Here is a 24,290-nt window from a genome sequence, read left to right as displayed (position 1 = left end):
GCGCCGGCGGCGGGCTCCGGGAGCGGCACCAGCTCTTTCGTCTCCGGATCGACGTGACGTCGAATCTGTATCAGGTGGGGCGTCGGAGGCGGGACCTCCACGGCTCGGGGGCGGTAGGCGTGGACTCCGTCCGCGAGCGGAACCCACAGACCATGGAGAGCCGCGGCCTCCAGACAGGTGGGGCGCACCCCCAGCGCGAGCAGCGCCACCAGATCGTCAGGCGCCTCAGAGGTCACGTACCACTGCCCCGCAGAACGAACCGTGCCGTCGCGCAGCCAGGCGCGACGGCGACGAGGATTCGGCTCGACCCTTGACAGCTCTGATTTGAGGATCACTCCCTGGATCTTCATTCGGCGATCGGACCATCCCCGTGCTGTCTGGTGGGAGAGACGGCCACGATTGTGGATGATCGGGACGTGGGGAGGAGCCGTCAGCGCCGTCCGTTGCCCTCTCCCGGCGCCGTAGTGCTGCCGGCACCGGCAGGCCTGGGCCGATCGCCCCGTCCGTTCCCGTAGTGCCGACGGGCCGACGGTGAGGCGACCTGGCGATGCTGCCAGCTCACATCACCAGCGGCCCATCCAGGACATGTCCCACTCCGCCAACCCCGGCATCGGCTGGACCGTGCCGCCCATCCTCCGCCAGGACCGCCGCACCAGGCCGCGCCGCACCGAGCACCGACGGGCCGATGATGAGGCGAAGTGGCAATATTGCCAGCTAACGTCACCAGCGGCCCGTTCAGGACATGGCCGGCAACACCAGCTCCGCCGTGCCGTGCCGTGCCAGCCGCCCCGCGGACGCCGCGGTCAGATCACGGGCTCGTCCAGGACGTGGGTGACCAGCTCGGCGACCTTCGAGCGCTCGGAGCGCTGCAGGGTCACGTGCGCGAACAGCTCCTTCTCCTTGAGCGCCTCGACCACCGAGGCGATGCCGTCGTAGCGGCCGATGCGCAGGTTGTCGCGCTGGGCGATGTCGTGGGTGAGGACCACGCGGGAGTTCTGCCCGATGCGGGAGAGCATCGTCAGTAGCACGTTGCGCTCCAGGGACTGGGCCTCGTCGACGATCACGAAGGCGTCGTGCAGGGAGCGGCCGCGGATGTGCGTCAGCGGCAGCACCTCGAGCATGCCGCGCGAGAGCACCTCGTCGATGACGTTCTGGGAGACCATCGAGCCGAGCGTGTCGAACACGGCCTGCCCCCAGGGGCCCATCTTCTCGCTCTGGTCGCCGGGCAGGTAGCCGAGCTCCTGGCCGCCGACGGAGAACAGCGGACGGAACACCATGATCCTGCGCTGGGTGCGACGTTCGAGGACCGCCTCGAGACCCGAGCACAGCGCGAGGGCGCTCTTGCCGGTGCCGGCGCGACCGCCCAGCGACACGATGCCGACCGACTCGTCCTGCAGCAGGTCGATCGCCACGCGCTGTTCGGCCGAACGCCCGGCGACCCCGAACGCGGTCTGATCGCCCTGGACCAGTCGCACCTGCTTGTCCCGGGTCACGCGTCCCAGGGCCGAGCCGCGCGGGCTGGTGATGGTCAGCCCCGTGTGGACGGGCTGGTGGGCGACCTCCGGGATCTCGACGGTCTGACCGTCGTAGAGATCGGTCATGGTCTGCTCGTCGACACCCGCCGTGACCATCCCGGTGTAGCCGCGGTCGCGGGCGAGCTCGGCCCGGTACTCCTCGGCATGGATCCCCGAGGCCGAGGCCTTGATCCGCATCGGCAGGTCCTTGGAGACCAGCACGACGTTGTGACCCTCGAGCTGCAGGTTCTTCGCGACGGCGAGGATGCGGGTGTCGTTGTCCCCGAGTCGGAAACCGTCGGGCAGCGAGGCGGGGCTCATGTGGTTCAGCTCGACGTGCACGTGGCCGCCGTCCTTGCCGATCGGCAGCGGCACCGAGAGGTTCCCGTACAGCTCGCGCAGGTCGTCGAGGAGGCGCAGGGCCTGGCGTGCGAAGTAGCCGAGGTCGGGGTGGTGGCGCTTGGCCTCGAGCTCGGTGACCACCACGATCGGCAGCACGATGTCGTGCTCGGCGAATCGGTGCAGCGACAGCGGGTCGGACAGCAGCACCGAGGTGTCCAGCACGTAGGTGATCAGCCCGGTCTCGACGTCGGCCAGCATCTGCTGGGCGGCCCCGGGCACCAGCGACGGCACCACGGGCGAACCGTCCGGGTTCGCCTCACCGATCACCTCGGAGCCGATGCCGGCCCCGGCGCCGGTGAGCGCCGGATCGGCGGTCATCGTCTCGCGGGCAGTGGTGGTCTCATGCATCGGAGCCTCCCGAAATCTCGCGGATGCCTGGACCTTAGCCCCGTCGGCTCCCGCTCTCGGGCGCGTCCCGCCGTGTGCGGGCTCGACATTCACCCGATCGTCACCCGGAGTTCTGCCGACCTCCCGGTGCGGCCAGTCTGCCACCGCGGGGGCGCGACGGGAGGGATCTGCGCCACGGAGAGTCGCCGTGGGCCGGAGGGCGGCTCACGCGCCGAAGCGGCGCTCCCGCCGGCAGAAGTCGCGCAGCGCACGTAGCAGGTCGACCCGGCGGAAGCCCGGCCAGTAGGTCTCGCAGAACCAGTACTCGGAGTGCACCGACTGCCAGAGCAGGAAACCGGAGAGCCGCTGCTCCCCCGAGGTGCGGATGATGAGGTCGGGATCGGGCTGGCCGCGGGTGTAGAGGTGTTCGGCGATCGAATCGACACTGATCGCCTCCGCGATCTGCTCGGGGCTGCGGCCCCGCTGGCCGTGGTCGCGCACCAGCTCCCGGACGGCGTCGACGATCTCCTCGCGCCCGCCGTAGCCGATGGCGACGTTGACCGTCAGCTGCGACTCCGGCGCGGCCCGCTCCTGGATCCGGGCGATGCCCCCGCGGACCTCCTCGGGCAGGCCCTCGGCGGTTCCGGCCAGCCGTACGCAGTACCCCGCCTCGGCGATCTGCTCGACGGTGGCGGTGATGATCTCGTAGAGCGCTTCCAGCTCCTCCGGGGTGCGGCTGAGGTTGTCGGTGGACAGCATCCACACAGTGACCAGCGGGATCCGCAGGCCCTCGCACCAGGAGAGGAACTCCGCGATCTTCGCAGCGCCGACGCGATGGCCGTGCTCGGTGGTCTCCCCGGCTTCCTTCGCCCACCGTCGGTTCCCGTCGACGATGACGCCGAGGTGCTGCGGGAGGTCGAAGGCCTCGAGCTCCCTGATGAGCCGGCGCTCGTACACGCGGTACAGAAGGCCGTCGTCGTCCACTGCAGCCTCCGCTCCTCGGGTCGGGTGTCTCCCCCGTGCGCGACTCGCCGCGGGCATCCGAGCACCGTGATCCGGTGCTGTGCGGCCCGACCCACTCACCGCACTCTCTCATTATCGACGATGCCGGAGGGTGCACCGGACGCGCCGGAGGGATCCACACCGGATCGTCACAGCGCCGCATCACGAACCTACGCTGGCGTAGGTTACGCTCGTCGCCATGAACACCGGCTCCCGCAGGGAGAGCGGCGCGAGCTCGCCCGACCCCTCCCCCGACCGCGTCCCGGCGTCCGCTCCGGGGAACCCCGCGAGCTCCTCCGAGTCGCGGGACCCGGCGCTGCAGGAGGCCGTCGAGGCCGTCGCCGAATCGGGCGAGCCACGTTCAGCGGCCGACGAGGACATCCCCACCGCGGACGACTACCCCTTCGCGCCCCGGACCCTGACCCGGTCGATGGCGGTCCGCGCCCGTCAGCTCGGGCTGCAGCTGCCCAAGCCCCGCCTGCGCGGCGTGCTGCATCTGATCGCCTTCCCCACCTCGCTGGTGGTGGGACTGCTGCTGATCGCCGTGGGTGAGACGCTCGCGATCCGTCTGGCCTGCGCCGTCTTCGTCCTGACCGCCGGCCTGCTGTTCGGCGTCAGCGCCGTCTACCACCGCGGCACCTGGTCCCCGCAGCGCGCGATCATGCTGCGCCGCTTCGACCACGCGAACATCTTCCTGATCATCGCCGGCACGTACACCCCCATCGCGGCCACCCTGCTGGCCCCGCGCCAGGCGATCACGCTGCTCTCGATCGCGTGGGGCGGCGCGCTGATCGGCGTGTGCTTCCGCCTGTTCTGGACCGGGGCACCGCGCTGGCTCTACGTGCCCGCCTACATCGCCCTGGGCTGGGTGGCGGTCTTCTACATGCCTGCGCTGCATGCCACGGGCGGCTGGTCCGTGGTCTGGCTGCTGGTCCTGGGGGGTCTGGCCTACACGGTGGGGGCGGTCGTCTACGCCCTCAAGAGGCCGAATCCGTCACCGGCCTGGTTCGGGTTCCACGAGATCTTCCACGCCGGCACGCTCATCGGTTTCGGCTGCCACTTCGCGGCGGTCGCCACCGCCGTCCTCTGACTCAGCGGCGGTCGTCGCCCGGGGTGCCCAGGTCGCTGCCGGCCGGCGAGTCGTCGTCGGCAGAGCGATCGACCTCGCTCGAGCGGTCGCCGTCGGTCGATGAGGCAGCGTCGCCGTCCGAGCGGGAGCCGGGCTCCCCGCCGGCCGGACCGCTCGCGGCCGCCTCGGCCTCGTCGCCTGCGCCACGCTCCTCGCCGGCCTTCTCCGCCTCGCGCTCGGCCTCCACCCGGGTCTCTGCCTCGGCGCGGGCACGGACACGACGCGTCCGACGGGTCATGTCCACCACCAGCAGCACCACGGCCACCGCGAGGACGAACATCGCGAGAAAGCCTCCCAACCCCGGGGAGACGGTGACGGAGTTGAACCCGCCGTCGTCCGAGGGGAACGGCTCCGCGAGCAGGACTCCGCCGGCCGCGGGCACGACGTCCAGCCCCGCCCCGATCACGGTCGCGCCTCCACGTGCTCGTGGCGCAGACCGGCGAACAGGTCGTCCTCGGGCAGCTTCACGCCGATGCGGGAGATGTGCAGCTCGTAGTCCTCGGTGCCCCAGACGGCGGACTCGACGTCGTGCGTGATGCGGAAGAACGGGCCGTCGGGGTCCACCTGGGTCGCGTGGGCGCGCAGGGCGTCATCACGCACTCCGAGGTAGTCCCGCACGTCGATACGCGTGGTCAGGAGCCGATCGGTGGACTCGTCGAAGCGCTGCAGCATCTGTTCCAGCTCCTCGTTCGGCGCGCCGGAGGCCCGCAGGTGCCGGGCGACGGCGGAGAACCGCTGCCGGTGGAAGCCGTTGATGTAGTAGAGCTTGGCGACCGCCCAGGGCTCGCCGAGCTCCGGGGCGAAGTCGGGATCGGCCGCGAGATCGAAGGCCGCCAGGGCGACCCGGTTGGTCTGGATGTGGTCGGGGTGGGGGTAGCCACCGTTCTCGTCGTACGTGGTCAGCACGTGCGGGCGCAGCCGGCGCACGGCCGCCACCAGCGGGGTGGCCGCCTCGTCGACGGGGAGGGTCGCGAAGCTGCCCTCCGGCAGCGCCGGCAGCGGATCTCCCTCAGGGAGCCCGGAATCGACGAACCCGAGCCACTCGTGGTCCACGCCGAGGATCTCCTGTGCCGTCGCCATCTCGCGGCGGCGCACCGCGGGGAGGTCCACGGTGAGTTCGGGATCGTCGCGCAGACGCGGATTGAGCACGTCACCGCGCTCACCGCCGGTGCAGGTGATGACGGTGACCTGGGCGCCCTCCCGGGCGTAGCGGGCGGTCGTTCCGGCACCCTTGGAGGACTCGTCGTCCGGATGCGCGTGGACGGCAACCATCCGCAGGGTCTCATCAGGGGCGGGCAGCTGGACGGTCACGATTCTCCTCGGCAACGACTGGACGGGGACGAGGTACCCCGGGGACCGGTACGGCCTCGGACGGGGGCCGCACCAGCGACCGATCCTACGCCACCGTGCCTGAGCAGTCGTCGTGCCGTCGTGAGCGGGAATCCTGGTGGGGCATCGACGTGACGGGTACCTCGCCACCGGTGCACGCTCCTGGGAGACCGCGTGGTCGGGCTCTGGGAGGATGAGGGCATGAACGGCACTGTGCAGCGTCCGGCGGATCGCTACGGCGCACCGCTGCTCTCGAAGCGCGCCACGCGCGTCCTCATCGGTCTCGCCGCTGCCGTGTTCCTCGCCGTCGTCGGTGTGGTCGGTTACTGGGTGGCCAGCCCGCCCATCCGCTCCGACATGGTCGGGTACGACCACCTCGCCGAGAACGTCATCGCCGTGGACTACACGATCACGATGGATCCGGGCACGGAGGCAGTCTGCCGGATCCAGGCCATGAACGAGGGCCGCGCCCAGGTCGGCTTCGTCGAGACGACCATCCCGCCGCAGTCCAGCCGTCGCACGGCCCACCATGTGGAGATCTCGACCCAGGGCGAGGCGGTCTCCGCCGAGGTGCTGGGCTGCGAGCCCACCTGAGCCATAAGGCGCGCAGCAGCGTCCGTTCGCCCGCCTCCCCCGCCCGGTCACCGCACTGCGGGGTGAGGATTCCTCGGAACGCGAAATGCGCTCGGAGGTCCCGGGAACACGGAAACGAGCGGTGTAAGGTATCTCGAAACCGGCATCGTGCCGGGGATCATCACCCGCAGCACGGGGCGCATGAGGACATGTGCCCCGTGATTCGCGTATGGGGGCTCTTTTTCGGGTTCCGATGCGCATGGACCGAAGACGACAGGAGTGAACCCATGAGCAGCCAGCCGAATGGCGCCTGGCTCACCCAGGACGCATACGACCGCCTGGCCAAGGAGCTCGATGAGCTCGAAGGGCCGGGTCGCACCGAGATCGCGGAGCGCATCGCCGCCGCCCGCGACGAGGGCGACCTCAAGGAGAACGGTGGATACCACGCCGCCCGTGAGGAGCAGGGGAAGATGGAGGCGCGCATCGCCGACCTCCAGCGTCTGCTGAAGAACGCCGTGGTCGGTGAGTCGCCGAAGGACGACGGCGTCGTCGAGCCCGGCATGGTCGTCAGCATCACCCTGGCCGGCAAGGACCGCACGTTCCTGCTCGGCAACCGCGAGATCGCCGAGGGTTCCTCCGATCTCGAGGTGTACTCCACCGAGTCGCCGCTGGGCAGCGCGATCCACGGCTCGAAGGTGGGCGACACGGTCGACTACACCGCGCCGACCGGGAAGTCGTTCCCGATCGAGATCGTCAAGGCGAGCCCCTACCGCCCGTGAGGCGCGCGCCGCTCGCCTCCTGAGCGCCGCGCCCCGTGCACCACGACGGCCCCCGAGCCCGGCTCATGCCGGACCGGGGGCCGTCGTCGTGCATCCTGGCCGCCTCAGCAGCTCACTCCCGGCGAGGCGGCGAGGTCGGGTCCTCCGGGTCGTTCGGAGTCTGCGACGACTCGTCGGGGGCCGGATCCGCCGTGGGGTTCGAGGGAGCGGAGGGCTCCGTGGCGGGGGGCTCCGGGTCGACCGTCTGATCGTCGTCGGCGCTCCCCGTCGGCTCTGCGGCCGCTGCGGCTCCGGCCGGCACCGCGGTCAGGGACTCCGCGAACGCGGCCCGGGTCTCCTGGGCGTGCTTGCGGGACGCGGCGCTGAGGGCGGCGAAGTGGTCCGCGACGGGTCGGTCCACGCCCAGCTCGGGGCTGGGGTCGCGACCGACGATGTACAGCAGCGTCGCATTGACGAAGGCGATCAGCGGGATCGCGAACAGCGCGCCGGGGATCCCGGCGATCATCGCACCGCCAGCCACTCCCAGGAACACCGCCAGCGGATGCAGCTCGACGGCCTTGCCCATCAGGAACGGCTGGAGGATGTTGCTCTCGAGCTGCTGGACCAGTACCACGATCCCCGCCATGATCACGGCGAACAGCCAGTTCTGCAGCACCAGCACGAGCAGCACCGCGATGACGCCCGAGGCGATCGCGCCCACCAGGGGGATGAAGGAGAACAGGAACACCAGCAGCCAGATCGGCACCGCGTAGGAGCCCAGGCCCAGGCAGACCATGCCGATCGCGATGCCCACGGCGTCGACCGCAGCGACCAGGATCTGGGTGCGCACGTAGGCCGACAGCGCCTTCCAGCCGCGGCGGAACGCCTCATGGGTGCCCAGGCGCGCGGCCGGCGGCATCAGGCCCACCACCCAGCGCCAGATCGTCGGACCGCTGGAGAGCAGGAAGAACAGGGAGAACAGGCAGATCACGATGCCGGTGGCGAGGTTGCCGACCACGGCCGCCGTGGTCACCGCCGAGTTCAGCAGGGTGTCGGCATTCTCCTGCAGCTTCGTGAGCCCTTCGTCGATCGCCGAGTTGATCATCGGCGTGTCGATCTTGAAGGTGGTGGTGGCCCAGTCCGTGACGGACTGGAAACCGGTGACCGCCTTGGACTGGATGTCCGCCCACTGCGCGATCAGCTGACGACCCGCGAGCGTGAACATTCCCGCGACCACCAGCAGCAGGCCCAGCAGCGCGATACCGCTGGCCGCGCCCCGACCCAGGAACGTGTAGCGCGTGAGCACCTTGACCACGGGGGTCAGCAGCACCGCCAGCAGGACGGCCAGCAGCACGGGGATCACGATGCCGGTCACCTGCAGCGCGCCGTAGAGGATCAGGACGGCGGCGGCGACGATCACGAGGATCCGCCAGGACCAGGCCGCGAGCCGACGGATCCCCAGCGGGATCTCCTCGACCTCGGGGGCGAGGCCAGGTGCCCGTGGGGTCGGGCTCAGCTTCGTCATGGGGTTCCTTCCATCAGCTGCAGGTCGACTGCGGGCATCCTAGTCGGCTGCCTGCGCACCTGCGCACTCGCCGCACCCCGACGAAGGTCGGCCTGCCCATGGCCGTCAGGGGGAGCGGGACCGGGGTGAGCCCCGCTACCGTGATCCCATGCACTTCGCCGACGCCTCCTCCCCGACCCCGTCCGGCTCGTCCGCCGCCGCCGACCAGCCGGTCGGCTCGCCCGCGGTCGAAGGTGCCGCCGCCCCGGTCATGGCCGATGCGGCCGCCCCGGCCGACGCGGCGCTGTCGATCCGCGGACTGCGCAAGTCCTTCGCCAGGACCGAGGTGGTCCACGGGATCTCCCTCGACGTTCCGCGCGGCTCCTTCTACGGCATGGTCGGCCCCAACGGCGCCGGCAAGACCACCACCCTGTCGATGGCCACCGGGCTGCTGCGCCCCGACGGTGGCACCGCGCACGTGCTGGGCACCGACATGTGGGGCGATCCCACCACGGCGAAGGCCCAGCTCGGGGTGCTCGCCGACGGGCTGCGCACCTTCGACCGCCTCACCGGCCGCGAGCTGCTGACCTACGTGGGTCTGATCCGCGGGATGCAGGCCGACGTGGTCGAAGAGCGGATGGAGTCGCTGCTGACGGCGCTGGACCTCGCCGGGGAGGACGGCAAGCTCGTCGTCGACTACTCGGCCGGCATGACCAAGAAGATCCTGTTGGCCAGTGCCCTCCTCCATGCGCCTCGTCTGCTCGTGCTCGACGAGCCCCTCGAGGCGGTGGACCCGGTCTCGGCCCAGGTGATCCGCACGATCCTCACCGCCTACGTCGACGGCGGCGGCACCGTGGTGCTCTCCAGCCACGTCATGGAGCTGGTCGAGGAACTGTGCAGCCATGTCGCGATCATCGCGCACGGCGAGCTGCTGGCCGACGGGACGCTCGACGAGGTCCGCCGCGGCGGCAGCCTCGTGCAGACGTTCATCGACCTCGTCGGCGGCGGCGACGTCGCGGAGGGGAGCCTGTCGTGGTTGGAGTCCTGAGCAGCGAGCATGCCGCGACCGCCTCGGCGGCCGACGTCCACCACGGCGCGGTCGCCCAGAAGTCCCTCGTGCGGCTCCTGCTGCACCTGAAGTGGACGCTGTGGAAGCGGTCCTACCGCAAGAACATCGGCAAGCTGATCGGCACGATCTTCGGATCGCTGTACGCCCTGGCCGGTCTCGTCGCCCTCGTGTTCGCGTTCCTCGGCACCACCCTGTGGGCCGGGGAAGGCGAGCTCTTCCCGCAGATCATCCGGGGCCTGGGCGCGGTGACGGTGCTGGCGTGGTTCCTGATCCCCGTGGTGGCCTTCGGCATGGACGACACCCTGGACCCACGATCCTTCGCCCTGTTCCCCCGCAGCGCGAAGGAGCTGCAGCCGGGGCTGTTCGCCGCGTCCGCCCTCAGCCTGCCGGGCCTGTTCACCCTGCTCGCCGTGGCCGTGGCCACCGCATTCGAGGTGCTGTGGCTGGTGCTGTTCGGGCAGGGCGCGGGATGGATCCTCGCCGCCGTGGTGCTGCTGATCCCCGCCAACCTCGCCGGGCTGGGGCTGTGCCTGCTGCTGCCGCGGGCCTGGTTCGCGCACTCGGCGAGCCGAGCCTCCTCCCGCAGCGGCCGCGAACTCGGCGGCATCGTCGCGATGATGGCCATGTTCGCGGCGATATACGGTTTCTCGCTCGGCATGCAGCGCATCGACGACCTGGACTTCGAGCAGGTGCGGCAGGCACTGCCGGGCGTGGTCGAGGTGCTGGCCTGGACCCCGTTCGGGGCACTGTTCGCCGTGCCGATGGACCTCGCCGAGGGCGAGGTGCTCCCGGCGCTGGTGCGCCTGCTGATTGGCACGGCCACCATCGCGGCGACCTGGCTGTGGTGGCGGCGCTCGCTGGACGCCTCCCTCACCTCCGCGCTGAGCGGTGACGCCTCCTCCGGTACCACGAAGGTCTCCTCCCTGGTGCCGCGGTTCGTCCGGCCCACGGCCTTCGGGGCGGTGATGGGCAAGTCACTGCGCTACTGGCGGCGCGACACCCGTTACCTGGCCTCGATCGGCATCTATCCGCTGATCATCGTGTTCTTCGTGGCGATGGGGCTGATGCTGCCGGAGTCGCGGCCGATGATGCTGACGATGACGATCTTCATGTGCGGCCTCACGGGCATCACCCTGTGCAACGAGATCGGCTTCGACGGCCCCTCCGGCTGGGTCAACATCACCGCCAATCTGCCCGCCCGCGCGAACCTCCTCGGTCGCGTCGCCGCGATCGCCCTGATCATGGTCCCGCCGGTGCTGCTGATCACCATCGTGATGCCGCTGCTGTACGACATGGCGCACCTGATCCCGCTGACGGCGCTCGCATCCCTGGGGGTCATGGTCACCGGATGGGGGGCGTCGGTCGCGGTCGGCGCGATCATGCCGTACCCGTCCTCCCCTCCCGGCACCAACCCGATGAAGGACAAGTCGGCCTCCAGCGCGAACGCGATGCTCACGATGACGATCGCGATGGTCGCCGTGTTCGTCCCGCAGATCCCGACGATCGGGATCGCGATCTGGGGCCTGGTGGTGGGCAGCGAGGTGCTGCTGCTGGTAGCCGGTCTGGTCTCCCTCGTCCTGGGCGTGGTCGCCTTCCTCGTGGGGATGCGGATCGGCACGGTGCGGCTGGAGGCCCGCTATCCGGAACTCTTCTGGAAGGTCCGCGACTTCCTGTGAGCCGCTTCTGACCCGGCCTCGTGGCCGAACGGCCCGACGGTCACGCGGTCACGCGGTCACGCGGTCACGCGGTCACGCGGTCAGCGTGCGCTCCAGGACCAGCGCGTCGATGCGCCTGCCGCGGATCGGGTAGTAGCCGCGGCGCCGGTCGATCTCGCGGTAGCCGGCCGCAGCGTAGAAGCGGCGCGCCCGGTCGTTGTCCTCCCGCACCTCGAGCAGCATCCGCACGGCGCCCCCGGCGCGGGCCTGCTCCTCGCACCAGATCAGCAGCGCGCGGCCGATGCCGGCGCCTTCGCGGAGAGTGCCGATGGTGTGCAGGTCGGCCAGGTCGCCGGCGAGCATGATCCCGGCGTATCCGAGCAGGCTCCCACCCGCTTCGGCTCCCTCGGCGGCCAGGACGTAACGACGGTCGCGGTGGGAGATCTCCTCGGCGAGCTGGAAGACGTTCCAGGCCTCGTCGGGGAACAGCTCGAGCTCGGCGTGGGCGATCACCTCGATGTCCTCGGGAGTGACCGGGCGCAGGGCCCACGGCCCCGCGGCAGCCGCGCTGCCCGTCCCGGCGGGCATCTCAGCGACCCAGAGCGCTCTTGCGCGCGGTGGGCTTGGCGGCGTCGGGCTCCCGCAGGTACAGCGGCGCGGTGTCGGAGAGGTCCGCGCCCTGGGCGCTCAGCTGCGCGGCGGCGAGGATCAGGTGCCCGGCGTCGGCGTGCGCCATCTCGGCGGTGGCCGGGAGCAGTTCCGGGTACAGCCCGGTGCCGGAGCCGACGAGGAGGTCGCAGGCGGTGAGCTCGGCGGCGACCTCTGCCGGGGCGTCGACGGCAGGACCGGCCTCGCGGGTCACCGTGCCGTCGGCGGCGCGCCGGTAGCGGGCGTGGTAGACCTCGCGGCGACGCGCGTCCAGTGCGACACCGACCGTGACCGGTGCCGCCCCGCCGACGCTCGCCCCGGCCAGGGCCTGGTGCGCAAGGGCGTCGAGCGAACTGAGGCCGTGCAGCGGGAGGTCCAGCACCCCGGCGATGCTGCGGGCGGCGACCAGCCCCACGCGCAGCCCGGTGAACGGGCCCGGCCCGCGGCCGACGACGATGCCGGTGAGGTCCCGGCGCTCGGCACCGGCCTCCCGCATCGCCTCGTCGATCCGGGCCAGTAGCACTTCGTCGTGGTGACGGGCGCGGTCATCGCCGCGGACGGCGAGGACCTCCGGTGGCGCGGCCTCGACGAGGGCGCCGCGGGCGACGGCGACGCTCACCGCTCCGGAGGTGTCGATTCCCAGCAGCATCAGCGGTTCTCCTCGGCGGTGGCGGATCCCTCGAGCGCGGTCACAGCGGCAGCGAGCGCGGCCCGCGCCGCCTCGTCCCAACGGCCGCCGCTCGGCGTCAGGCGCAGGGCGCGGGACTCGTCGGGATCTTCCGGATCCTCGACCTGGTCGGGCCGCTCCAGTTCGATGAGCAGGAAGGAGTCCACGAGGTGCTCGACCCGGTCGCGGCCCCATTCGACGACCGTGACGGAGGCGTCGAGATCGGCCTCGAGGTCGAGGTCGTCGATGTCACCGCCCCCTCCGAGACGGTAGGCGTCCACGTGCACGAGGGCGGGCCCGCCGGTCAGGCTGGGGTGGACGCGCTCGATGACGAAGGTCGGCGACGCGATGGGGCCGCGCACCCCGAGGCCCTCGCCGAGCCCCTGGGTGAAGGTGGTCTTCCCGGCGCCGAGAGGGCCGTCCAGCACCAGCAGGTCCCCGGCGCGCAGCACGCCGGCGAGCGCCGCGGCGGCGATGCGGGTGCCGGCCGCGTCGTGGGTGCGGACCTCGAGGCCGCTCACGAGAGCACCTCCCGGGTGACCCTCCCGGAGACGGACGTGAGGATCTCATAGGGGATGGTCCCCGCGGCGCGCGCCCAGTCGTCGGCGGTGGTGGCGGAGGGGGCGTTGGGCACTCCCCCGGCGTCACCGAAGACGAACACCTCGTCCCCGGCGCGGGCGTCGGAGTCCGGGCCCAGGTCGATGACGATCTGGTCCATGCTGATCCGGCCCACCTGCGGTGCGCGGCGGTCACCGGACTCGGTGCGCACGAGCACCTCGCAGCGGTCGCTGGCGGCGCGGTGGAGCCCGTCGGCGTAGCCGAGGGGGACCAGGCCCACGCGAGTGCGCTGCGCCGTGCTGTGGATGCGTCCGTAGCCGATGCTGTGCCCCTCGGGGACCTCCTTGACCAGGGCCAGGCGGCTGGTGAGGGTCATCGCGGGGCGCAGCGGCACGTCCGTGGAGACCGGCGGGTAGCCGTACAGGGCGATGCCGGGACGCACGAGATCCCGGTGCAGGTCGGGGCGGGTCAGCAGTGCGGCGGAGTTCGCGATGTGCTGGAGGGGGACGGGGCCGACCTCGTCGGCCAGCGCCTCGCAGGCCGAGTCGAACAGTTCGACCTGCTGGTCCGTCGCGGGGTCGGCGGGGTCGTCCGCGCTGGTGAGATGGGTCCAGGCGGCGACCACCTGGGTGTAGTCGTCCTCGGCCATCGCCGGGCCGAGCTCGCGGATCTGCCAGGGCAGGACGCCGTTACGTCCCATGCCGGTGTCGATCTTCAGATGCACGCGGGCCCGACGGTCTGCCTGGCGGGCGGCTTCGGCCACCAGCGCGAGCATCTCCGGGGAGCCGACCGACACGTCGATCCCGGAGGAGAGCACCTCGGGCAGCACCGTGGCGGCGGTGCGCGGCTCGTACAGCCAGGTGAGGATGTGCGCATCGAGGCCGGCGCGGGCGAGGGCGAGCGCGCTGGCGGGATGGGCGACGCCGAGCCAGGTGGCGCCGCCCTCGAGCGCGGCCCGGGCGGCGGTGAGCATGCCGTGCCCGTAGCCGTCGGCCTTGACCACGGCCATCAGGGCCGTCTGCTCCTCGAGCAGCCCGGTCAGCGCCCGGGTGTTCTGGGTGATCGCCGCGGGGTCGATCACGGCCCGGTTGGGCACGTGCCGAGGGTCCTCGGCAGGGATCGGAATGGTCATCGAGCTCCTCGGTTCACGTCAGGGCGCCCGCCAGGATAGTCCCGAGTGCCTCCGGGACGTGTGCGGCGACGTCGAGGGCGACCAGGGGCAGCACCCCGTCCCGGGAGGCCCGGCGCCCGGCTCGGCCGTGCAGGATCGCGGCCAGGGTCGCGGCGTCCGGTCCGGGCAGCCCGGCGGCGAGCAGGGTGCCCAGGACCCCGGCGAGGACGTCCCCGGTGCCGGCGGTGGCGAGCTGGGGCGTGGCGTCGTCCTGCGCGCGCAGCGGCCCGCCGTCCCCGGGCGCGATGAGGGTGATCGCGCCCTTGAGCAGGACGGTCGCCCCGGTCGCCGCGGCGAGCGCGGCCGCGAGCTCGGGTCCCGGGAGCTCCGTGCCGATCCCGAGACGCTGGGCCAATCGGTCCGCTTCCCCGCGGTGCGGGGTGAGGACGACGTCGGGGCCGAAGCGGTGCTCCGGGTCGATCGCGTCGAGACCGCCGGCATCGAGCACGCCGCGGCCGAGCTCTCCTCCCGAGATGCTCAGCAGCTCCGCACCGGCGCGGGTGCGAGGATCATCACCCGGCAGGCCCGGGCCCACGACGAGGGCGTCCAGACGACCGATCGACTCGGGGTCCACCGTCTCGGCGGGATGCCCGACGATCTCGGGGCGGGTGCGCAGCACGAGATCCAGCACGCTCTGCGGGGCGATGACGCGCACCATCCCGGCACCGGTGCGTGCCGAGCCCGAGGCGGTCAGGACGGCAGCGCCCGGGAAGCGCGGGCTGCCGGCGGCGATCGCGACCACGCCCCGTGAGTACTTGGTCGCATCTCGCTCCGGGTGCGGCCAGAGGTCCTGCACGTCGGCGTCCCCCAGGCGGAGCACTGCGGGTTCGGGCGGGAGATGCTCGCTCAGTCTGAGGTCGACGAGGTGGAGGCGACCGGCGAGGTCGGCGCCGCCGGGCAGGAGCAGGCCCGCTTTGACGGCGCCGAAGGTGACGGTCTCCCGGGCCGCGAGGGCACCGGGGGCCGCCTGTCCGGTGGAGGCGTCCACGAAGCTGGGCACGTCGACCGCGAGCACGGGGACGCCGCTGCGGCGCACCTCCTGGAGCAGCGCCGTGAGGTGGGCGGGGATCTCGGGGCGACCGCCGATGCCGACGATCGCATCCAGCACCAGATCCGCGTCGGCGAGCTGGGCGCGGAGGTCCTCGGGATCGGTGTCCTCGAGGGCGCGTAACGTGCCGCCGGCCTCCCGCAGGGCCTCCGATCCGCCCGCGTGGAGCCCGTCGGCGGTGGCGATCGCGTCGGCGAGGATCCCCTGGCGGCGCAGCAGGGCGGCGGCATGGAGCCCGTCCCCGCCGTTGGCGCCGCTGCCGGCGAGGACCACGACCTGGGGTTCGTCAGGGGTGCGCAGACGCTCGGCGGCCCGGCCGGCGAGAGCGCGCGCGGCATGCTGCATGAGGGGCTCACCGGCATCCAGCAGCGGGCGCTCCGCCGCGCGGACGTCCTCGGCGGTGTAGCCGCGGATCATCGTGCCCCCTCGCGTTCGGCGACCACGATCGCAGTGGCGATGTCGCCGTCGTGCGACAGCGACAGGTGCAGGTGGGTGACCCGCTGGGCCTCGGCGGCGAGCAGGGTGGCGCCGCGCAGGCGCAGGTAGGGGCGGCGGGCCTCGGTGCGTTCGACGGTGACGTCCTGCCAGGAGAAGTCTCCCGGGGCGCCGAGGGCCTTGCCCACGGCCTCCTTCGCGGCGACCCGGGCGGCACGGGAGGCGGCCGAGAGCTGCCGCTCCCCCGGAGTGAACAGCCGGTCCAGCAGCGCGGGGGTGCGGTCGATCAGCACGGCCAGGCGCGAGACGTCCACGACGTCGACGCCCACGCCGACGACGGTGCCGTCCTCGCGAGGCGCGAACGCCCGGCCCCCGAAGCTGTCGTCGGGGCCGGGCGTCGGCGTCGCGGTCGGAAAGCTGCTCATCCCCGCAGTATCACACCCCGACCCGGGAGGTGGGGTGTGGGCCGGTCACCGCACGGTCCGGCCGTTCACCCGCCGATGCTCATTCGACCGTGACGGACTTGGCGAGGTTGCGCGGCTGGTCCACGTCCAGGCCCTTCGCGGTGGCCAGCTCGCAGGAGAAGATCTGCAGCGGGATCACCGTCAGCAGCGCGGCGAACAGGGTGCGGGTGGCGGGCACCCGGATCACCTCGTCGGCGTAGGGAAGCACCGCGTCGTCGCCCTCCTCGGCGATCACCAGGGTGCGGGCGCCGCGGGCACGCACCTCCTGGATGTTGGAGACGACCTTCGAGTGCAGCGAGTGCCGGCCGTGGGGCGAGGGCACGATGACGAACACCGGCTGCCCCTCCTCGACCAGGGCGATCGGCCCGTGCTTGAGCTCGCCGGCGGCGAAGCCCTCGGCGTGGATGTAGGCGATCTCCTTGAGCTTCAGCGCCCCCTCCATCGCGGTCGGGTAGCCGACGTGGCGGCCCAGGAACAGCACGCTGTTGGCGTCCTGCATGTCGGCCGCGAGCTGCTCGATCTGGCCGGAGTTGTCCAGGACCTGCTGGATCTGGTCGGGGATCTGCTCGAGGTCCGCCATCAGGGCGGCGATCTCGTCGGGGTAGAGATTGCCGCGCACCTGCGCCAGGAACAGGCCCAGCAGGTAGCAGGCGGCGATCTGTCCCAGGTACGCCTTGGTGGAGGCGACCGCGATCTCGGGGCCGACGTGCAGGTACAGCGCGGCGTCGGACTCGCGCGGGATCGTGGAGCCGCGGGTGTTGCAGATCGCGACCACCTTCGCGCCCTGCTCGCGGGCGTGGCGCACGGCCATCAGGGTGTCCATGGTCTCGCCGGACTGCGAGATCGCCACGACCAGGGTCTTCTCGGTGACGACCGGGTCGCGGTAGCGGAACTCGTGGGCGAGCTCGACCTCGGTGGGGATGCGGCACCAGTGCTCGATGGCGTACTTGGCGACCTCGCCGGCGTTGGCGGCGGTGCCGCAGGCGACCACGACGATCTTGTCGACGCTGCGCAGCACGGAGGGGTCGATGTCCATCTCGTCGAGCTGGAGGGACCCGTCGGACAGGCGGCCCAGGAGGGTGTCGGCGACCGCGCCGGCCTGCTCGTGGATCTCCTTGGCCATGAAGGACGGGTAGCCGCCCTTCTGCGCGGCGGCGGCATCCCATTCGATCGTGTAGCGCTTGGCGTCGGTGACCTCGTGACCCTCGACGTCGATGATGCGCACGGCGTCGGAGCTGACGGTGACGATCTGGTCCTGGCCGATCTCGAGCGCCTCCTTGGTGGAGTCGACGAAGGCGGCCACATCGGAGCCGAGGAAGTTCTCGCCCTCGCCGAGGCCCACGACCAGCGGGGAGTTGCGGCGGGCGGCGACGACGGTGTCCGGGGCGTCGCGATGCACGGCGAGCAGGGTGAAGGCGCCCTCGAGCCGGGAGGCGGTGCGGCGCATCGCCTCGGTGAGGTCGCCGGCGGACTCCATCTCGTGGGCGATCAGGTGGGCGGCGGCCTCGGAGTCGGTCTCGGAGGTGAAGGTGTAGCCCTGGCCCTCCAGCTCGGCGCGCAGGGTCGCGAAGTTCTCGATGATCCCGTTGTGGACCACGGCCAGCTCACCCTCGCGGCCACCGTGGTGGGGGTGGGCGTTCACGTCGGTGGGGCCGCCGTGGGTGGCCCAGCGGGTGTGGGCGATGGCGACGCGCCCGGTGGTCTCGGTGTCGTTCTCGAGCGCCTCCCGGAGGTTGGCGAGCTTCCCGGCGCGCTTGGTCACGCGCACGGTGTCGTCGTCGAGGACGGCGACGCCCGCGGAGTCGTAGCCGCGGTACTCGAGGCGAGCGAGGCCCTGGAGGGCGACGTCGACGGGACGGGTAGAGGGGGCTGCGGCCTGCGGGCCTGCGTATCCGACGATTCCACACATGGTGAACACGCTAACGATCTCCCGACCTGTGCGCCGCATCAGGAAGTCGTCGGCGCGAGTCGTTCCTCACCCTGACGAGGATCCGTGCATGCGCCTGGCCGAACCCGCGCACGACCGGTCAGATTCACGCAGGGGCCCGGCGCGGGTCTCATCTCACAGCGCCCTGGCCGGGTTCTCCGCCCGATGCTGGAAGAATCGGGACCATGAAGGCCGCGTCACCGTCGAGCACCGTCACCCCGTTCGAAGAGATCCCCCGCGATGACTGGGCGCGCTTGTCCAACCAGACCCCCCTGCCGCTGTCCGAGGCCGATATCGCGAAGCTGCGCGGTCTGGGCGACCGCCTGGACCTGCGCGAGGTCGACGCCGTCTACCGGCCGATCTCCCGTCTGCTGAACATCCAGGTGGCCGGTGCGCAAGCGCTGCGCAGGGACCGCGAGGACTTCCTCGCCCAGCGACAGCACCGCACGCCGTACATCATCGGCGTGGCCGGGTCGGTCGCGGTCGGCAAGTCGACCACCGCGCGCCTGGTGCGCGAGCTGATGGCGCGCTGGCCGGAGACACCGCGGGTGCAGCTGGTGACGACCGACGGGTTCCTGCTGCCCAATGCCGAGCTCGAGAAGCGCGGGATCATGCACCGCAAGGGCTTCCCCGAGAGCTACGACCGTCGCGGCCTGCTGCGCTTCGTCGCCGATGTGAAGTCCGGGCAGGAGCGGGTCGAGGCCCCGGTGTACTCGCACCTGACCTACGACATCCTCGAGGACGAGCGGGTCGTGGTCGAGCAGCCCGACGTGCTGATCCTGGAGGGCCTGAACGTGCTGCAGCCGGCCCGGCCGCGCCGTGACGGGCGACTGGGCATGGCGGTCTCCGACTTCTTCGACTTCTCGGTGTACGTCGATGCCCGACTCGAGGACGTCCAGCGGTGGTACGTCGACCGGTTCCTGCAGCTGCGGCGCACGGCCTTCTCCGACCCGCGCTCCTACTTCCGTCGCTACGCCGACCTCACCGACGACGAGGCCGTGCAGACGGCGCTGCGGATCTGGCGCACCATCAACGGTCCCAACCTCACCGAGAACGTACTGCCCACCCGCGGCCGCGCCGACCTCGTGCTGCGCAAGGACGGCCAGCACCGCGTGCACTCGGTGCTCCTGCGCAAGGTCTGAGGCGCACCGGCGGGGTGCACCGCCGCCCCGGGCCACCCGGACCCCGCCCCACAGCTTCCGGCCGACTCGCCCCACAGCATCCGATTGCCGGCTCAGGACCTGTGTGATGCGCAGCATCGGTCCTGAGACGGCGATCGGGCCCCTGCGCGGCCGGCGGGGTCAGAGGCCGACGCGGTCGCGGACGATGGTGGCGAGGCGGTCGGCGACCGTGGTGGCGACCTCGTCGGAGGGCGCCTCGACCATGACCCGGACGACGGGCTCGGTGCCGGAGGGGCGCAGCAGCACCCGTCCGGTCTCCCCCAGCTCCCGCTCCGCCTCGGCGACGGCGTCGAGCACGCCGCGGTCGATGGTGGCGCGGGCCTTGTCGACGCCTTTGACGTTGATCAGCGCCTGGGGCATGCGGGTCATGACGTCGGCCAGCTCGCGGGCGGCACGGCCGGTCTCGGCCATGCGCTGGATCAGGTGCAGCGCCGTCAGCTCTCCGTCGCCGGTGGTGGCGTGCTCCGCGATGATCACGTGCCCGGACTGCTCGCCGCCGATGGAGTAGCCGCCGAGGTTCATCTCCTCGAGCACGTAGCGGTCGCCGACACCGGTCTGACCCAGCAGGATCCCGTGCTCGCGCATGGCGAGCTTGAGGCCGAGGTTGCTCATCACGGTGACCACGAGGGTGTCGTCGTGCAGTCGCCCCTTCTCCTTGAGGTCGACGGCGAGGATGCCCATGATCTGGTCGCCGTCGATGATCTCGCCGTCCGCGTCGACCGCGAGGCAGCGATCCGCATCGCCGTCGAAGGCGACACCGACGTCGGCGCCGTGGACGCGCACCGCCTCCTGCAGAGGGCCGAGATGGGTGGAGCCGATGCCGTCGTTGATCAGGCCCCCGTCGCTGCGGTCGCCGATCACATGGACGGTCGCCCCGGCGCGCCGCAGCGCCTGGGGGCCGGTCTCGCAGGCCGCGCCGTTCGCGCAGTCGGCGACGACGGTGATCCCCTCGAGGGAGCGGTTCAAGGTGGCGACCAGATGCTCCACGTAGGCATCGACGGCCCCCTCGTACCGGGTGATGGAGCCGACCTCGGTGCCCTCGGGACGGTCCCACTTCTCGCCGAGCCGGGCCTCGATCGCGTCCTCGACCTCGTCGGGGAGCTTCGTGCCGCCGCGGGCGAAGAACTTGATCCCGTTGTCGGGCGCGGGATTGTGGGAGGCGGAGATCATCACCCCGAGGTCGGCGCTGGTGGACTGGACGAGGTGGGCCAGTCCCGGAGTGGGCAGCACCTCGGCGTCGAGCACGTCGACACCGGCGGAGGCGAGCCCCGCGCACACGGCGGCGGAGAGGAAGTCTCCCGAAGGGCGGGGGTCACGGGCGACGATGGCGCGCGGCCGGGTGCCCCCGAAGGCGCCCAGGGTGCCCAGGACGTGGGCCGCTCCGACGGAGAGTTCGACCGCGAGCTCCGCGGTGATGTCACCGTTGGCGCGTCCGCGCACTCCGTCGGTTCCGAACAGTCGTGCCACAGGGTTCTCCTCATGAGGACGGGGATGTCGTCGTCCTGGCGGGACCGCCGCGGGGCGGGGCCCAGGCCGGACGTCCGCTGTGAGACTACCCGCTGCTCCCGTCTCGTCTCGTCACCCGTCCGCTGTCACGGTTACTTTGGTAGGTATGCCTGACGCCGTCCTCCTCCCTCGCCTGCTGCCGTCGGCCATCAGCCACCATGTCGGCGATCGGTCCGCGGGCCGCGGGCTCGCACGGGCCCGGGGCGGACGTGTCGAGGACCTCGCCTGGGACGCGGAGGCCTCGACGGTCGCCGCCGCCGTCACCGACGAGGACGGCACCGTCCACCACCCTCGCGCGGTGCTCGTCGAGTACGAGGAGGACGCCGTCTCGCGGCGGTTCCTGCCGTCGGCCCCCGGCGGGCTGTGGCGGCCGAGCGCCTCCTGGTGCAGCTGCGCCGCCGAGGGCAGCTGCGAGCACGTCGCAGCGCTCCTGTACCGCCTGAACGACCTGGGCACCCGGGCCGAGGCCTCGGATCCGCCCGCCGAATGGCGCAGCGTGCTGCGTCCCCTGCTGGGCACCTCGGGCCCTCGCGGCGCGGCCCGCCCCCTGGCCATCGGCGTGGACCTCGAGGCCGGTCCCGCCGGCACGGGCGCGTCCCGGAACCGGCGGGAGACCGCCGTCCCGGCGGATCTGGGGACCGACGCCGACCTGTGGCTGGGACTGCGACCGCTGACCCGCGGGCGTACGGGCTCGTGGATCAAGGGGGACCTCTCCTGGCGCAGCTTCGAGGGTCGTCTGTCGGCACGGGAGTACGACGCGGTCCAGACCGAGGCCCTCTCGCGGATCTTCGCCTCCGCCTCCGCGGAGCGCTCCTACTCCAGCGGGGCGATCGACCACCTCTGGCTGAACACGATCACCTCCCCGCTGCTGTGGCAGTCGCTGGCCCATGCCCGTGATGCCGGGGTCGAGCTCCTCCCGGGAGCGGGCCTGACCTCGATCGCTCTGTTGGACGAGGCCGACGTCGGCTTGGACCTGCGCCTCGATGAGACGGCGCAGGACCTGCAGGTGATCCCCCGCCTCACTCTCGCCGGCGAGCCCGCCCAGCAGGCCCGGCTGCTGGGCTCGGCCGGGGTGCTCGACGTCGCCCCGCACGGCGAGGACGCCCTCGCTGCCCGCATCGCGCCGCTGGCCTCCCCGGTCCCCCGGGCGCTGCGCACGCTGCTCCAGCGCCGCCGACCGTTGCAGGTCCCGGCCGCGGATCGCGTGGCCTTCCTCGAGGTCGCCTACCCCCAGCTGCGCGCCCTCACCAGCGTCACCAGTTCCGACGACAGCGTCGAGATCCCTGCCGCCCGGCGCCCCAGCCTGCGACTGAGCGCCTCCTACGCCTCCGGTGACCGCCTCACGCTGCGCTGGTCCTGGCATTACCACGACCCCGATCGCCTGCTGCCGATCGACCGGCGCCAGGGCGCGCGGCGCGACCCCGTGCACGAGGACGAGGTGATCGCCGAGGCCATGACGCTGTGGCCGGGGGCCGGCTCCCCGGACCCGGAACTGCTCAGCGGCCCCGACACCGCCCGCTTCACCGAGCACGTGCTCGATGCGCTCGAGGCGCTGGACCACGTGGAGACCGAGGTGGTGGGCACCCGCCACGCCTACCGCGAGCTCGACGGGGACCCCCGGGTCCGGATCACCCAGCAGGCGACCCCGGGCAAGCACGACTGGTTCGACCTCGGCTTCCAGATCACCATCGAGGGTCGGGAGATCCCGTTCCCGACCCTCTTCGTCGCTCTCGCCCGCGGGCGCAGCAGGCTGCTGCTGCCGGACAAGACCTACTTCTCCCTCGACCATCCGGCCTTCGACACCCTGCGCGAACTGATCCGTGAGGGCGAGGCGCTCGCAGAATGGGAGCCCGAGCAGCAGCGCCTCAGCCGCTTCCAGGTGGACATGTGGAACGACCTCGAGGAGATGGCCGAGGAGGCCACCGCGAGCGCCGCCTGGGACCGGTCCGTCGGCCGCGTGCAGGCCGCGCAGGACGTCGCACCGCCGGCGCTGCCCCGCACCCTGGACGCCGACCTCCGCCCTTACCAGAGCGAGGGTTTCACCTGGCTCGCCACTTTGTTCGCGCACGGGCTCGGCGGCGTGCTGGCCGACGACATGGGCCTGGGCAAGACCCTCCAGGCACTCGCGCTGATCGCTCATGCCCGTGAGGGTGCCGGGCCCGAGGCGCCCCCGTTCCTGGTGGTCGCCCCCGCCTCGGTGCTGCCGGTGTGGCGGCACGAGGCCGAACGCTTCACCCCGGGCCTGGACGTGCGGGTGCTGGACCGCACCTCCGCCTCCCACGGCGTGGACCTGGACGCCCGGATCGCGGGCGCCGACCTGGTCGTGACCAGCTATACGGTGCTTCGCATCGACGACGAGCGCTTCGCCGCGCAGACCTTCCAGGGTTTCGTGCTCGACGAGGCGCAGTTCGTGAAGAACCGCCGTGCACGCACGCACCGCGCGGCCAAGAGCATCCGCGCCGACTTCCGCCTGGCGATCACGGGCACGCCGATGGAGAACTCGCTCGATGACCTGTGGGCGATCCTGGACCTGGTCACCCCGGGGCTGCTGGGCGGCGCGAACGGATTCCGCCAGCGGTACACACTGCCGATCGAGACCGGGGAGCATCCCGGCCGGATGGAGCTGCTGCGCCGACGGGTGCGACCGTTCCTGCTGCGGCGCACCAAGGAGCTGGTGGCCTCCGAGCTGCCCGAGAAACACGAGCAGGTGCTGACGGTGACCCTCGGCCAGGAGCACCGCGCCGTCTACGACTCGGTGCTGCAGCGCGAGCGCAAGAAGGTCCTGGGCATCATCGAATCCGACCTCGACCGGCAGCGGTTCATCGTCTTCCGGTCGCTGACGCTGCTGCGGATGATGGCGCTCGACCCTCGCCTGGTCGATGCCGAGGCGTACGGCGAGGTGCCCAGCTCGAAGCTGGAGGCCCTGTTCGACCGACTCGCGGAGGTCATCGGCGATGGGCATCGGGTGCTGCTGTTCAGCCAGTTCACCTCCTATCTCGACCGGGTCGCGGGCGAGCTCGAGGTGCGCGGCATCCGCTACGCGCACCTGGACGGTTCCACCCGCGACCGCGACGCCGCGGTAGCCGGGTTCCGGCAGGGCGACGCCCCGGTCTTCCTCATCTCGCTCAAGGCGGGCGGATTCGGGCTGACGCTGACCGAGGCCGACTACGTGTTCCTCCTGGACCCGTGGTGGAACCCGGCGGCGGAGAACCAGGCCGTGGACCGTGCCCACCGCATCGGCCAGGACCGCCAGGTCATGGTGTACCGCATGGTCGCCGAGGACACGATCGAGGAGAAGGTGCTCGCGCTCCAGCAGCGCAAGGCGGAATTGTTCGACGCCTTCACCGACGGTGGGGAAGCCTTCCGCTCCGCGATGACCGCCGACGACATCCGGGAGCTGCTGAGCTGATCCAGTCGTCGGTG

20 protein-coding genes are annotated in these 24,290 nt (G+C 71.8%); 7 read left to right on the top strand and 13 right to left on the bottom strand.

Annotated features, from left to right (window positions below; genetic code table 11):
* Window positions 1-803: 803 nt before the first annotated feature.
* The gene (phoH2, locus tag JOF43_RS16095; protein WP_209903923.1) at window positions 804-2,264 is read right to left on the bottom strand and encodes an RNA 5'-3' helicase PhoH2; all 1,461 of its coding nucleotides are present in this window, start codon (window positions 2,262-2,264) and stop codon (window positions 804-806) included.
* 204 nt (window positions 2,265-2,468) lie between these two features.
* Window positions 2,469-3,227 carry an isoprenyl transferase gene (locus JOF43_RS16090; RefSeq protein WP_342592212.1) on the bottom strand — a complete coding sequence of 253 codons (759 nt, stop codon included), beginning with the start codon at window positions 3,225-3,227 and terminating at the stop codon, window positions 2,469-2,471.
* A 217-nt stretch (window positions 3,228-3,444) separates the two neighbouring features.
* Between JOF43_RS16090 and trhA the strand changes: the two genes are divergently transcribed.
* Complete coding sequence (trhA, locus tag JOF43_RS16085; protein WP_209903920.1) at window positions 3,445-4,335, top strand: PAQR family membrane homeostasis protein TrhA; 891 nt, start codon at window positions 3,445-3,447, stop codon at window positions 4,333-4,335.
* Window position 4,336: 1 nt separating this feature from the next.
* Here trhA and JOF43_RS16080 read toward each other — a convergent pair whose 3' ends face one another.
* Both JOF43_RS16080 and mca read right to left on the bottom strand, forming a co-directional pair.
* Window positions 4,337-4,780 carry a hypothetical protein gene (locus JOF43_RS16080; RefSeq protein WP_209903919.1) on the bottom strand — a complete coding sequence of 148 codons (444 nt, stop codon included), beginning with the start codon at window positions 4,778-4,780 and terminating at the stop codon, window positions 4,337-4,339.
* Entirely contained in the window at window positions 4,777-5,685 is a 909-nt protein-coding gene (gene mca, locus JOF43_RS16075; protein WP_209903918.1) for a mycothiol conjugate amidase Mca, read from the bottom strand. The genes JOF43_RS16080 and mca overlap by 4 nt, the downstream gene beginning before the upstream one ends.
* A gap of 219 nt (window positions 5,686-5,904) precedes the next feature.
* Here mca and JOF43_RS16070 point away from each other — a divergent pair, with 219 nt between their 5' ends.
* Window positions 5,905-6,297, top strand: a complete 393-nt coding sequence (locus JOF43_RS16070) for a DUF4307 domain-containing protein (RefSeq protein WP_209903917.1) — start codon at window positions 5,905-5,907, stop codon at window positions 6,295-6,297.
* 266 nt (window positions 6,298-6,563) lie between these two features.
* Window positions 6,564-7,055, top strand: coding sequence for a transcription elongation factor GreA (gene greA, locus JOF43_RS16065; RefSeq protein ID WP_209903916.1), 492 nt, complete (start codon window positions 6,564-6,566; stop codon window positions 7,053-7,055).
* A 112-nt stretch (window positions 7,056-7,167) separates the two neighbouring features.
* Here the strand turns inward: greA and JOF43_RS16060 are convergent, their stop codons facing one another.
* On the bottom strand, window positions 7,168-8,559 hold the full coding sequence (locus JOF43_RS16060) for an AI-2E family transporter (protein WP_209903915.1): 1,392 nt from the start codon (window positions 8,557-8,559) through the stop codon (window positions 7,168-7,170).
* A 148-nt stretch (window positions 8,560-8,707) separates the two neighbouring features.
* On the opposite strand from JOF43_RS16060, the gene JOF43_RS16055 reads away from it, so the two are divergent.
* Both JOF43_RS16055 and JOF43_RS16050 read left to right on the top strand, forming a co-directional pair.
* Window positions 8,708-9,586, top strand: coding sequence for an ABC transporter ATP-binding protein (locus JOF43_RS16055; protein ID WP_209903914.1), 879 nt, complete (start codon window positions 8,708-8,710; stop codon window positions 9,584-9,586).
* Window positions 9,571-11,283 (top strand): hypothetical protein, encoded by a 1,713-nt coding sequence (locus tag JOF43_RS16050; RefSeq protein WP_209903913.1) that lies wholly within the window; start codon window positions 9,571-9,573, stop codon window positions 11,281-11,283. The genes JOF43_RS16055 and JOF43_RS16050 overlap by 16 nt, the downstream gene beginning before the upstream one ends.
* Before the next feature lie 72 nt (window positions 11,284-11,355).
* On the opposite strand, the gene JOF43_RS16045 is transcribed toward JOF43_RS16050, so the two are convergent.
* The 7 genes from JOF43_RS16045 to glmS form a co-directional block, all read right to left on the bottom strand.
* The gene (locus tag JOF43_RS16045) at window positions 11,356-11,850 is read right to left on the bottom strand and encodes a GNAT family N-acetyltransferase (RefSeq protein ID WP_209903912.1); all 495 of its coding nucleotides are present in this window, start codon (window positions 11,848-11,850) and stop codon (window positions 11,356-11,358) included.
* Between the two features lies 1 nt (window position 11,851).
* On the bottom strand, window positions 11,852-12,559 hold the full coding sequence (gene tsaB / locus JOF43_RS16040) for a tRNA (adenosine(37)-N6)-threonylcarbamoyltransferase complex dimerization subunit type 1 TsaB (protein ID WP_209903911.1): 708 nt from the start codon (window positions 12,557-12,559) through the stop codon (window positions 11,852-11,854).
* A complete protein-coding gene (gene tsaE / locus JOF43_RS16035) occupies window positions 12,559-13,098 on the bottom strand; it encodes a tRNA (adenosine(37)-N6)-threonylcarbamoyltransferase complex ATPase subunit type 1 TsaE (RefSeq protein WP_209903910.1) in 540 nt (179 codons plus the stop codon). Before tsaE ends, tsaB begins: the two co-directional genes overlap by 1 nt.
* A complete protein-coding gene (alr, locus tag JOF43_RS16030) occupies window positions 13,095-14,267 on the bottom strand; it encodes an alanine racemase (protein WP_209903909.1) in 1,173 nt (390 codons plus the stop codon). The genes tsaE and alr overlap by 4 nt, the downstream gene beginning before the upstream one ends.
* Before the next feature lie 13 nt (window positions 14,268-14,280).
* The gene (locus JOF43_RS16025) at window positions 14,281-15,771 is read right to left on the bottom strand and encodes an NAD(P)H-hydrate dehydratase (RefSeq protein WP_209903908.1); all 1,491 of its coding nucleotides are present in this window, start codon (window positions 15,769-15,771) and stop codon (window positions 14,281-14,283) included.
* Window positions 15,768-16,214, bottom strand: coding sequence for a holo-ACP synthase (locus JOF43_RS16020; protein ID WP_209903907.1), 447 nt, complete (start codon window positions 16,212-16,214; stop codon window positions 15,768-15,770). Before JOF43_RS16020 ends, JOF43_RS16025 begins: the two co-directional genes overlap by 4 nt.
* A gap of 79 nt (window positions 16,215-16,293) precedes the next feature.
* Window positions 16,294-18,162: a glutamine--fructose-6-phosphate transaminase (isomerizing) gene (gene glmS / locus JOF43_RS16015; RefSeq protein WP_209903906.1), complete on the bottom strand. Its 1,869-nt coding sequence runs from the start codon at window positions 18,160-18,162 to the stop codon at window positions 16,294-16,296.
* A gap of 203 nt (window positions 18,163-18,365) precedes the next feature.
* On the opposite strand from glmS, the gene coaA reads away from it, so the two are divergent.
* Window positions 18,366-19,322 (top strand): type I pantothenate kinase, encoded by a 957-nt coding sequence (gene coaA / locus JOF43_RS16010; RefSeq protein ID WP_209903905.1) that lies wholly within the window; start codon window positions 18,366-18,368, stop codon window positions 19,320-19,322.
* Between the two features lie 159 nt (window positions 19,323-19,481).
* On the opposite strand, the gene glmM is transcribed toward coaA, so the two are convergent.
* The gene (gene glmM / locus JOF43_RS16005) at window positions 19,482-20,828 is read right to left on the bottom strand and encodes a phosphoglucosamine mutase (protein WP_209903904.1); all 1,347 of its coding nucleotides are present in this window, start codon (window positions 20,826-20,828) and stop codon (window positions 19,482-19,484) included.
* 145 nt (window positions 20,829-20,973) lie between these two features.
* On the opposite strand from glmM, the gene JOF43_RS16000 reads away from it, so the two are divergent.
* Entirely contained in the window at window positions 20,974-24,276 is a 3,303-nt protein-coding gene (locus tag JOF43_RS16000; protein WP_209903903.1) for a DEAD/DEAH box helicase, read from the top strand.
* Window positions 24,277-24,290: the final 14 nt, after the last annotated feature.

Source organism: Brachybacterium sacelli, assembly GCF_017876545.1.
Classification (GTDB): Bacteria; Actinomycetota; Actinomycetes; order Actinomycetales; family Dermabacteraceae; genus Brachybacterium; species Brachybacterium sacelli.
This window is presented reverse-complemented; position numbering and strand designations above follow the sequence as displayed.